At 70.9% G+C, this 11,874-nt stretch carries 6 protein-coding genes; 4 read left to right on the top strand and 2 right to left on the bottom strand.

Annotated features, from left to right (window positions below; translation table 11 throughout):
* Positions 1–185: 185 nt before the first annotated feature.
* Positions 186–1,301: a hypothetical protein gene (locus tag ABZ260_RS35260; protein ID WP_355626319.1), complete on the bottom strand. Its 1,116-nt coding sequence runs from the start codon at positions 1,299–1,301 to the stop codon at positions 186–188.
* A gap of 125 nt (positions 1,302–1,426) precedes the next feature.
* Here ABZ260_RS35260 and ABZ260_RS35255 point away from each other — a divergent pair, with 125 nt between their 5' ends.
* Positions 1,427–1,993, top strand: coding sequence for a helix-turn-helix domain-containing protein (locus ABZ260_RS35255; protein ID WP_355626317.1), 567 nt, complete (start codon positions 1,427–1,429; stop codon positions 1,991–1,993).
* An 848-nt stretch (positions 1,994–2,841) separates the two neighbouring features.
* Positions 2,842–4,047: a Cmx/CmrA family chloramphenicol efflux MFS transporter gene (locus tag ABZ260_RS35250; RefSeq protein WP_355626315.1), complete on the top strand. Its 1,206-nt coding sequence runs from the start codon at positions 2,842–2,844 to the stop codon at positions 4,045–4,047.
* A gap of 247 nt (positions 4,048–4,294) precedes the next feature.
* Here the strand turns inward: ABZ260_RS35250 and ABZ260_RS35245 are convergent, their stop codons facing one another.
* On the bottom strand, positions 4,295–9,760 hold the full coding sequence (locus ABZ260_RS35245) for a carboxyl transferase domain-containing protein (RefSeq protein WP_355626313.1): 5,466 nt from the start codon (positions 9,758–9,760) through the stop codon (positions 4,295–4,297).
* 361 nt (positions 9,761–10,121) lie between these two features.
* Between ABZ260_RS35245 and ABZ260_RS35240 the strand changes: the two genes are divergently transcribed.
* Positions 10,122–11,411, top strand: a complete 1,290-nt coding sequence (locus ABZ260_RS35240) for an MFS transporter (protein WP_355626311.1) — start codon at positions 10,122–10,124, stop codon at positions 11,409–11,411.
* Positions 11,408–11,874: sugar-binding domain-containing protein (locus ABZ260_RS35235; protein WP_355626310.1), on the top strand; the 467-nt coding region annotated here is incomplete at its 3' end. The genes ABZ260_RS35240 and ABZ260_RS35235, both read left to right, overlap by 4 nt.

The following is an 11,874-nucleotide window of genomic DNA, read 5'->3' as shown; positions in this document are numbered from 1 at the left end:
GCTCCCGCCGGGATGCAGCCGGGGGTCCGCCGGTATCGCGATGTGATACAGGTCGCTGAGGGAGAGGCGAGGCATGTCCGAACGTTAAGTGCCGGGCTGCCCCGGCACGCCGTGCCCGCGCTGGCGGTTGTCGCGCGCACTCGCCGAGGCTCCGGCAGCCGCCGGACGGCGGGCATCAGCGCTCCTCAGTCCAGTACGAAGGTGCCGCCTGCGGTCGTCGCCAGGTCCGCCCCGAGGGCGGCTGCCGGTGTCCAGGCCCCGGGCCTGCCGGCGCCACGGGCCAGCAGTTCGGTGACAGTGGCGGTGACGTCGGCCGTGAAGTCCATACCGTCGCCGGCGCGGAGCCATCCCTCGTGCCGGGTACCGTCCGCCCACTCGACGACGGCGTGCCCCCAGGAGTGCTCGCGCGGGCGGGGCGCGGCTTTCACCGGGGCCCGGCCGAGCCGGTCGACGGCGAGGCGTCGCAGCGCCGGAACGGACAACAGGCGGCCGAGCAGCGGGAGCAGGGCACGTATCAGCGGAGCGGTCGGCACGAGAGCGGAAGTGGCGGTGACGAACGGTGCCCGGCTCACCGCATGCGCCGCGACGAGCTCGCCGGACGAGACACCTGCCGACTTCGCCGACTCCCCGTCCGGGAAGGTGAGTTGCTGCGGGTCCGCGCCGAGGCGCGACGTCACCAGCCGCCCGTTCTCGTACCGCCGTCCGCCGGTGGTGAGCACGTCCACGATGCTGGCCGCCAGGGCGGCACCGAGCGCGCCCGCCTCGACGGCCACCGAGGCCACGGCGTCGACCCGCACCCGGTGCGGCGTGGGCCGCCCGTTGCACAGCTTCGCTACTACCGCCTCCGTCGCCAGCACGCCGAATCCGGCGCCGGTGACCAGAGTGCTGCCCACCCGCACCGCTTCGTCGTGCAGGGCGAGCAGCCCCTCCACGGCGACCACGTCGTTGGCCTGGTCGACGTAGTGGCCGCCGGGCATGCAGGCACGGGCGATCACCGGTGCCGTGGCGGCGAAGGCGCCCATCGTGTTCACCACCACCCGCGGGCGCTTCCGGACGATCTCGTCCGCGATCCGCTCAGCCGAGTCGGCGACGACCACTTTCGCGTCCCCGGGCAGACCGGCTTCGGCCCCGGCGGCGACCATCCGCTCCCGGCTGCGGCCTACCGGCACGACCTTCAGTCCTCGCGCGGCCAGTCGCGCGGTCACGCCTCGGCCGATACGGCCGGTGGCCCCGACTATCCATATCTCGTCGTTCGTCCTGCTCTCGCCGGTCGTCCCGCCGGTCTCGCTGGTCTCGGTCATGTGAACGTCACCCTGCCTGCTCCGGGCCGCACCGGGGACGGGTGTCCCTCAGTGATGACACAGTGTGTCGTAAGCGTAGGCTAGCACTGATGACACAGTGCGACATCACCTGTTATCGTTGGCTTATGGCGAGGTGGGATCCGGGTGCCGAGGAGCGACTGAAGCGGGCGGCTCTGGAGCTGTATCTGGAGCGCGGCTACGACAACGTGACGGTGACCCATATCGCCGAGCGGGCCGGACTCACCCGGCGCTCCTACTTCCGCTACTTCCCAGACAAGCGCGAGGTCCTGTTCGCCGGCTCGGAGCGCCTGCCCCCGGCGCTGGCGGAGGCGGTCCTGACGGCAGACCCGGACGCGGCTCCGCTCGCCGCCGTCCTCGACGCGCTGGCGCGAGTCGGCACCCAGCTCGTCGAGCAGGTGGACGGCGCGGCGGAGCGCCGGGCGGTGATCGACGCCAGCCCGGAGTTGCAGGAGCGCGAACGGACCAAGACGGCCGCGATCACCGAGGCGATCCGCGATGCTCTGATGCGGCGTCAGGTGAACGCCGGGACGGCCGAATTGGTCGCACAGCTCGCCACTGTGGCCTTCCAGAACGCCTTCCGGCACTGGATCGAAGCCAAGGGACATGCGAGTTTCGGCAGCTGCCTGGACGCGGTGACCGACGAATTGCGAGCCGCCCTCGCCGGGACGTGAGAAGGACGTCTGCCCAGTGCCGTAACTGATCGCTTCAGGGCGGGACCCTCCACCTGCCCAACTTCTTGACCGCTGCCGCCGAACGCCTGTAAGGCACCCAGAGAGGCGAACTGGTATGCACCGTGCAACTACCGCGCTCAGTCACAACCTCACAGAGCATCATCGCTCGTTGCTGTCAACAGCTCACTGACACCCGGCAGGACACCGGCGCCTGGCCCGCTGACTCCGGGCAGTGGAACACCATCCCCGCCCTCGTGGGTGCCTTCGATGATGAGCTCGCGGATGGACTCCGCCAAGGCGGGGGAGTGCACCAACCAACGTGGCACGAGCCGCCAAACTCGCGCTGAGCTGTGTTGAGCGACAGGAAAGCATCAGTTCCCGGCGACACGAAGTGTCTGTCCGTCGCCCCCGGTGGCTTCATGCGGGTAACTGGACTCTCTGCGCCCGCGTCGAAATTCGGCACGTGGCACGAGGTCTCAAGCACGTAATGCGGTGGACGAGTCCTGAGACCCTTCACTATCGTGTGGCCATGTCCAGCCCTGAGGCGTCAAGACGCTAGCCACCGGTCCTTCGGTGGCTTCTTGTGGTGTCACGCGGCAGCGCCATCGCTGAGGCCGCGCGTCCTTTCGTCACCCTCGCCGCCGGATCACCGTCGTACGGACTGAGTCTTCCCGGTAGTTCCGTCACCTTCGTCGTACCGCTGGTGGCGCCAAGCCGGGTCTCCTTCACGCGGTAGGCCCCCGTGTGCCCCAGATGAACGCACGCTTCGTGCGGCCGTTCGGGAGTGCCGCGGTGGCGTGCCGTGTCCTTCGTGATCCCTTTCGACGTGGCTGTGGAGTCTTCTGCTCATGCCCTTTGCCATCTACATCCTCGGACTGGCGGTATTCGCCCAGGGAACGTCCGAGTTCATGCTCTCCGGGCTGGTTCCAGACATCGCCAGTGAACTGAACGTGTCCATCCCGGCCGCCGGCGCGCTGACGTCCGCCTTCGCCGCAGGAATGATCGTCGGTGCCCCGCTGATGGCGGTGCTCAGCCTGCGCTGGCCGCGTCGGCGGGCGCTGCTCGTCTTCCTGGTCGCGTTCATGCTCGTGCATGTCGCCGGTGCGGTCACCACCAGCTTCTCCGTGCTCCTGGTGACCCGGGTCCTCGGGGCGCTGGCCAACGCCGGTTTCCTGGCTGTGGGGCTCGCGACGGCGACCAGCATGGTCGCGCCGAACGCCAAAGGGCGGGCCATTTCCATTCTGCTGGGGGGCATCACGCTCGCGTGCATCGCCGGTGTGCCCGCCGGCGCCGCGCTCGGTCAGGCGCTCGGCTGGCGGTCGGCGTTCTGGGCCGTTGCGCTGATCTCCCTGCCGGCCGTCTTCGCCGTGCTGCGCTCGGTGCCGGACATCGCGCAGGCGACCGGCGACCCGGACGAGGCCGGTCCCCGTGCTCGGCGCGAACTGCGGGCACTGCGCGGCCCGCGGCTGCTGGTCGTACTGGTGCTGGCCGCGCTGGTGAACGCCGCCACCTTCTGCACCTTCACCTATCTGACCCCGCTGGTCATCAACGTCAGCGGCTTCTCCGAGCGTTGGGTGCCGGCGATGCTGGCGCTGTTCGGTCTCGGATCGTTCGCCGGAGTGACCATCGGCGGCCGCCTGTCGGACACGCGGCCGATGCGGGTCCTGATTCCGGGTGGGATCGCCCTGCTCGCCGGATGGGCGCTCTTCACGTCCGCAGCCGGCAGTCCGGTCGCCGCGTTCCTGCTCGTCTTCGTCCAGGGGACCCTCTCGTTCGCCGTCGGCTCGACCCTGATCGCCCAGGTGCTGTATGCGGCGACGCGGGCACCCTCGCTCGGCGGCTCCTTCGCGACCGCGGCCCTCAACGTGGGCGCGGCCGCCGGACCCGCCATCGGCGGCGCCACCATCGCCGCCGGACTCGGTTACCGCTCGCCACTGTGGGTCAGTGCCCTGCTGGTGGCGACGGCGCTCGTCACCGCGGGCCTCGCCCAGGTGATACGGCTCCTGCGGAGCACGCCGCGTGAGGAGACGCCGGCCTCCCGCACCACGGGGTAACCACACCACGCAGCAGTCCCGCGCCGACCCCAGGACGCCCTCCGCGAGTCGGCGCGCCTGCGTGCCCTACAGTCCTGTGGCCGGACACGGGATAGGTGCCCGCGCCGTGTTGGCCGATCACGGCGCGGATCGCCTGGCAGACGTCGAGGTCGTGGGCCTACGGCCGTCCACCGTTCGCGAGGCGCCTGGCGTACGAGCAGGCCGGTGTGAGATGCCACGGCGAGATCCTCACCGTGGCGCCTCACTGTCAGCGCAGGCGGGACTCGATGGCCTCGATGATCCGTGGACGCAGTTCCGCGGCGCGGATGACGGCGTCGACGGAGCCGACCTCGACCGCGCGCTGGATGTTGTGCACGCGGTCGAACTCCGCGGCCACCTCGCCGAGCTTCTCCGCACGGACCGACGAGCGGAACTCGTCGAGCTCCGCGGTCAACGCGGCGCGGTCGGCGCCGGAGGCGGCCGTGACGCGGGCCTCCAGGTCCCGCACGCGCGGGTCGGCCGCGGTGCGGGCGTTGACGTCGCCGGAGAACACCACCGCGGCGGCGGGGGCGCCGCCGAGCACCGAGGCGAACGAGCCCTCCAGCGCGAGCACGGTCATGTTCGGGTTCAGTGCCTTCGAGAACACCACGAACGCGCCGCCGTGGTACCGCGAGATCACGCAGAACACGATGGGCCCGCGGAAGTTCACGATCGCGCGGCCGATCTCGGCGCCGTACTCCAGTTGCAGTTTCCGCATCGACTCCGGCGAGCCGTCGAAGCCCGACAGGTTCGCCAGCACCACCAGCGGCCGGTTGCCGCTGGCCGCGTTGATCGCCCGCGCGGCCTTCTTCGACGACTGCGGGAACAGCGTGCCCGCGGTGTAGGTGTCCGGGCCGTCGGTGGGCGGGAAGCCGCGCCGGGGCACCGCCCGTGACTCGATGCCGAGCAGGCACACCGGTATGCCGCCGAGATGCACGTCCTGCACCGCTGCGGTCTCCGCGTCGGCCATGCCCGCCCAGCGTTCCAGCACCGGGTGGTCCTGGTCGGAGAGCGCCCGCATCACGGTCCGGATGTCGAACGGCTTCTTGCGGTCCGGGTTGGCCTCGGCGGAGAAGATCTCGCCGACGGTGGTGAAGTCGCTGTCGACCAGGACATGCGGGAAGTCGGAGATGTCGCGGTCGACGGGGTCGGTCGTCTTCGCCCGCCGCGGCGCCTCCTCGCCGGGGGCGACGTACGTGTGGTCGTAGTGCGACATCAGCACGTCCCGCGCGGCGGCCAGGTTCGGCGCCCAGTAGTGCGCCTGCCCGTTCGGGCCCATCACCCGGTCGTAGCCGCCGATGCCGAAGTTGTCCTCGGCCGACACGCCACCGGAGAAGTCGAGCGACTGCTTGCCGGTGAGCACCATCGCCGAGTCCGGCGTCATCACCAGGATGCCCTTGGTGTGCATGAGCATCGTCGCCTCGGCGTTCCAGTACGGCTGCGCGCCGACGTTGATGCCCGCGACCACGATGTTGATCTCGCCGCCGTTCTGGGTGAACTCGACGATCCGCTTGAGCGCCGCGGCCACCCAGTCCATGTTCTCCGTGCCCGACTCCATGGAGATCCGGGCGCCGGCGGACAGCGCGTACCACTCCAGCGGTACCCGCATCCGCTCGGCCAGGTCCAGCGCGGCGACCACGCGGCGGCACTCCGGCTCCGACAGCGCGCCAAGCGACTTGGTCGGGTCGCCGAGCAGCACGACCCTGGTGAGGCCCTGCGGGTGCCGCCGGGTCGGCGTGCTGACCACGCCCGCGACGAGCGCCGCGGTGTTGCGCCCCTTCGGCCGGTCGACCGGCACCAGCGCGTGGTCGTCGCCGAGGTCGTGCTCGACGAAGTCGCCGAGCAGGCCGGTCAGCTCGTACGGGTACACCGTGTTGCGGCTGCTCGCGCGCAGCACCTTCTGCCGGTAGTCGTCGAGCGGCTCGACCAGTTCGTCAGACGGCTCGCCGACGGTCAGCTCGGTGCCGCCGGTGGCGTCGAAGGAGATGCGCACGGCGATCTTGGCCAGCTCGCCGGTCTTCCGGTCGCGCTGCCGCGCGATGAACAGGATCTCCTCCAGCCCGGCGCCCGCGGTCGTCGGCAGCACGCGTCCGACGATCATCTCCAGCTCCGCGCGGGTGAGGTCGCTCGGCGGCCAGATGTAGACCACGATCCGGTTGGTGTTGAAGCGTTTCTTCGACGGTCGCCGCGACTGCGCGCGGCGGATCGAGTCGAGGCAGGTGGCGATGGTGTCCTCGGCCGTCGGCAGCGCGACCAGCCTGCCGTCGTGCTCGCGCAGCTCGGTCAGGTCACGTACCTGTGCGAACGCGACGAGGCGGTCGTCCGACGGGTTCTCCCGCGCCACGCACTGGAAGAGGTAGACCTCCTCGTCCGACGACGACAGCCGGGTGAGGTCGAACTTGCTCAGCCGCTCCAGCTGCATCCGCTGCGCGATGTACGGGTGCAGGCCGCGGATCAGCCGCTCCTCGGCCATCCCGGTGGTCGACGGGCGGAACGTGAAGTGGTGGTGCATCACCGCGCCGCCGCTGCCCGCGACGGTGGTGGTGAGTCTGCGGACCTGGTCCGGCAGCGGGTGCGCGCTGACGACCTTGTGCAGCGCGACCGCCATCGCCTCGGAGTCCTCCGGCTGATTCTCCCAGGCGAGATAGATGTCGGCGTCGATGGCGTCCTCGTCGCTCGCCAGCTCCGCGAGCCCGCGCAGCGCGTTGCCCAGCGCCTCGAAGCTCACCGCGGAGGAGACCACGCACGAGCCCGCGCGCTCGGCGACCACGAACGTGCAGCCCGCGACCTCGCTGGTGCGGACGCCGGTGAGACCCTTGTTGCCGTAGTACCGCCGGGTCAGCACTTCCAGCATGATCGCGTTGTCCAGGTCGTCGCGGACAAGCCGCTGGCCGAGCAGCCGCACCAGCGGCTCGGTGCTGCGCACCATCTCGGCGATGCGCTCGGCGCGGTCCGGCGCGTCCGGGTGCGTGTCCAGGTGGCGCAGGTGCTTGCGGACGTCGGCGTAGACGCGGGCGCGGTTGCGGCGCAGCAGCGGCTGGGCGAACCAGGCGAACACCACGCCGCGCGCGAGGTCGGAGACCACGGGGAAGCGGACCTGTGTCGCGGCGACCAGCCGCTCCAGCGCGAGACCGGCGGGCTCGCGCAGCGTCTCGTCCGGCGGCGGCTCTCGCAGCCACGCGCGCAGCAGCGTCGCGACGACCGTGGCGTCGGCGGACACGCGTTGCTGGGCGAGGAAGATCCGGAACACCGCGGCCTCGAGCTCGGGGGAGCGCTCCAGCTCGGTGACACCGTAGTGCCCGAGCGCCTTGGCGAGCTTGGCCTGGAACGCCTCCGGCAGCCTGGCCCGCTCGACGTCGAGGCTCTGCAGGTAGGTGTGGAAGTACTCGCGGGCGCTGTACACGTGGCCGTCACCGCCGCCCTCCTCGCCCGCCGGCCGGTTGCGGCTCAGCTCGGCGAGGTCGGCGAACACGTCGATGAGTTCGAGCTCCTCGGCCAGCGGCCGGTGGCCGTTCTCGGTGACCGCCCGGCGCGCGGCGAGGTAGTCGTCGAGCACCCGGCGTTCGTCGTGCGGGTCGACGTCGAAGCCCAGCAGCAGGCTGCGCAGGTCCTCCTGGCCGCGCGTGGTGCGCTCCCACAGCGGAATCTTCCCGGGCGTGGCGGGCAGGTCCAGCTCGACGGACTCGGTGGCCGAGGTGTCCTCGGCTGCGGTGTCGTCGTCGGCGAGCGGCTCCAGCCACAGTAGTGGCGCACCGGTCTCCACCTGGCTGCCCACGGACACGACGCATTCCTTCAGCCGCGCCTTGAACGGCGCCCGCAGCACCGTCTCCATCTTCATGCTCTCCAGCACCAGCACCGGCGCGCCCGCCTCGACCTCGGCGCCGACCTTCAGCGGCGTGGCGACGACCAGCGCGGGCGCGGGCGAGCGGACGACGCCGCCCTCGTCGCGGCTGACCCGGTGCGTCACGCCCTCCACCTCGACCAGGTGGATCGGCCCGTGCGTGTCGGTGAGCAGGCGGTACCGGGTGCCGTTGACGACGATCCGCCCGGTGTGCCGGTCGAAGCGGTCGAGTTCGACGTCGGCGGTGCGGACGTCGCCACCTGCTTCGACGCCGACGCGGAACCGATGCGCGCCGACCCGCGCGACGCGCACGCGGTAGCCGACGCCACGAAGTTTGAGGTCCAGTGGCCGGCCGCTCTCGTGCTGCACCTGCGGGCGTCCGCCGAACGCCGTCGACAGCAGCCGCTGCCGCTCGGCGCGTTCCTCCTCCTCGTACGCCTCGATGGCGGCGGCCGCCAGCGCGATGGCGGAGTGCCGGTGCGAGACGAGCCTGCCCTCGCCGCGGACGCGGTCGATCCAGCCGGTGTCCGCGCTGGCGTCGATCACCTCGGGCTGGTCGAGCAGGTCGAGCACGAAGCTCTTGTTCGTCGCGCCGCCCTCGATGATCACCGTGGTCTGCGCCATCGCCCGGCGCAGCCTGCCGAGTGCCTCGTCGCGGTCGCGGCCGTAGGCGATGATCTTCGCGATCATCGAGTCGAAGTCGGCGGGGATGGTGTCGCCCTCGCTGACGCCGGTGTCCACCCGGATGCCTGGCCCGGCGGGCAGGTCCAGCCGCGCGATGCGGCCCGGGGAGGGCGCGAAGTCGCGGTCGGGGTCTTCGGCGTTCAGCCGGGCCTCGATGGCGTGCCCGCGCTCCACCGGCGGCCCGCCTTCGAGCCTGCCGCCGGATGCCACCCGCAGTTGCGCCTTGACCAGGTCGAACCCGGTGGTGGACTCGGTGATCGGATGCTCGACCTGCAGGCGGGTGTTGACCTCGAGGAACGCGAACATCTTGTCGCCGGGGTGGTAGAGGAACTCGACGGTCGCCGCGCCGCGGTAACCGACCGCGACGGCCAGCCGTTCGGCCGACGCCTTGAGCTCGGCTGTCTGCACAGGGCTGAGCACCGGCGATGCCGACTCCTCGATGACCTTCTGGTTGCGCCGCTGCACCGAGCAGTCACGGACGCCGAGCGCCCACGCGGTGCCCTCGCCGTCAGCGATCACCTGGACCTCGACGTGCCGGGCACCGGTGACCAGGCGCTCCAGGAACACGATGCCGCTGCCGAACGCCCGCGCGGCCTCCTGGCTGGTGCGCTCGTAGGCGTCGGCGAGCTCGGCCTCGTTCGTGATCACGCGGATGCCGCGCCCGCCGCCGCCCGCGGTGGCCTTCAGCATCAGCGGGTAGCCGATCTCGGCCGCCGCCGCCAGGGCGGCGTCCAGGGTCTCGACCGCACCGCGACTCCACGGCGCGACCGGCACGCCGACCTCCTCGGCGATCAGCTTCGCGCCGATCTTGTCACCGAGCTTGCGCATGGCCTCGGCGCTTGGTCCGACGAAGGTGACCCCAACCTTCTCGCACAGCTCCGCGAACGCCGGGTCCTCTGCGACGAAGCCCCAGCCCACCCATGCGGCGTCGGCCCCGGTCTCCACCAGCGCACGCTCCAGCACCTTCAGGTCGAGGTACGGGCGCGCGGACGCGGGACCGAGATCGTAGGACAGGTCCGCTTCGCGGACGAAGGTGGCCGTGCGGTCGACGTCGGTGTGCAGGGCGACGGTCTCGACCCGTGTCCCGCTCTCCGCGGCGATGTCCCGTACGGCGTGGATGAGCCGCATAGCGGCCTCACCACGATTGACGATGGCGACACGACTGAACACCCGACCGAGCCTTCCTGTAGACCAACGATGTGCGCGCCGTGACACGACGGCCCCCGGCAGTGTTCACCCTTCCGTCTACCAGCTGGTAACGCCATGTCGCAGACAGCGCACGCTACACGGCTCCAGTTGTAGAAACCGATCAAAAGCCGTGGGCCGCCCGAGCCTGACCGGGCATGCGCGAGCGGAGTGGCGGTCTGTCTTCTCCCAGGCTCACCCGCTCAGTGGACTCATCTGCTACGCCCTTTGTCGGTGGTGGGCTCACCTTTCTTGTGCGGCAGGGCGGGAGAAAGTGCATTTTCGCGGCTTCGACGGACACCAAGTCTACCCAAAATTGCGACAAAACCCCCTGTAGTCTCTCGCCGTGACCACAGAGATCGCCGCCAAGCTGGGCGGACGTTCGTGGACGGCTCTGATCGTGCTCGGCTTCGCCGGGCAGGTGGCATGGACCGTCGAGAACATGTACCTGAATGTGTTCCTCTACGACACCGTCAGCGACGACCCCGGCGCCGTCGCCACCATGGTCGCCGCCAGTGCGGCGACCGCGACGGTGGCCACCCTGCTGGTCGGCGCGCTCTCCGACCGGGCGGGACGCCGCCGCTCCTTCATCGCCGCCGGATACGTGCTGTGGGGGATGGCCACGGCGGCCTTCGGCTTCGTCACCGTCGACGCGGTCGCGGCCGTCGCCCCGGTGGCCGGAGCCGTCACGGCCACGGTGGTCGCGGTCATCGCGCTGGACTGCGTGATGTCGTTCCTCGGCGCCGGGGCGAACGACGCGGCCTTCCAGGCGTGGGTGACCGACGTGACCCGCCCGGCGAACCGGGGCCGGGTGGAGTCGGTGCTGGCGATCATGCCGCTGGTGTCGATGCTGGCCGTCTTCGGCGGGTTCGACTCGCTGACCCGCGCGGGGGAGTGGCGGCTGTTCTTCGTGCTCATCGGGGCGATCATCGTCGTGGTCGGAGCCGTCTCCTGGGTGCTCGTGCGCGACCGCCCGGACCCGGTCCGCCAGGAGGGCGCCTACCTGGCCTCACTCGTGCACGGGCTGCGGCCGAGCGCGATACGGGCCAACCCCGTCCTCTACCTGGCCCTGGCCGCGTGGACGATCTGGGGGATCTCCACCCAGGTCTTCCTGCCCTACCTGATCATCTACCTGCAGCGATACCTGAACATCGAGGGGTACGCGATCGTCCTGGCCGTGGTGCTGACCGGCTCCTCGGCGGTCAGTGTCGCCTGCGGGCCGCTCATCGACCGGGTGGGCAAGGTGCGCTTCCTGCCGCCCGCGATCGCCGTGTACGGCACGGGTCTGCTGCTGATGTCCGTCGCGACCGGGATGATCCCGGTGATCGCCGCCGGGCTCGTCATGATGTCCGGGTTCATGCTGGTGCTCGCGCCCATCGCGGCGATCGTCCGTGACCACTCGCCGCCGGACCGCGCCGGTCACGTCCAGGGGCTGCGGATGGTCTTCGCGATTCTCATCCCCATGATCGTCGGTCCCTTCCTGGGTGCCGCCGTGATCAAGGGGGCCGACGCCTACTACGAGGAGCTCGGGGTGCTCAAACAAGTCCCCTCACCGGCCATCTTCCTGGCCGCCACGGTCGTGGTGGCGTTCATGGCCGTACCGGTGCGGGCGCTGCGCCGCCGGGGGACCGCATGACCCTGCTGACCCGCTGGGGCGCGGCCCTCGACCCCGAGGCAGTGCTGCCGGAGTACCCCAGGCCGCAGCTCGTCCGCGACAGCTACCTCAACCTCAACGGCCGCTGGAGGTACGCCGTCTCCCCGGTCGAGCCCGAGGCCCTCGACGGCTACGACGGCTACGACGGCTACGACGGCTACGACGGCTACGACGGCTACGACGGCGACATCGTCGTGCCGTTCTCCCCCGAGGCTCCGCTGTCCGGCGTCGGGCGGCAACTCCTGCCCGGGCAGACGCTGTGGTACCGGCGCGCGCTCACCCTGCCCGACGGGTTCGCCGTCCCGGGCGGGCGGGTGCTGCTGCACTTCGGCGCGGTCGACCAGACCTGCCGGGTGCTGCTCAACGGGGTCGAGGTGGGCACGCACATCGGCGGCTACCTGCCGTTCGCCTGCGACATCACCGACACCCTGCGCGAGGGCCCACA

This window comes from Streptosporangium sp. NPDC006013, from assembly GCF_040614275.1.
Classification (GTDB): Bacteria; Actinomycetota; Actinomycetes; order Streptosporangiales; family Streptosporangiaceae; genus Streptosporangium.
Note: the sequence above shows the minus strand (reverse complement) of the source record. Positions and strands in the feature narration are given on the sequence as shown.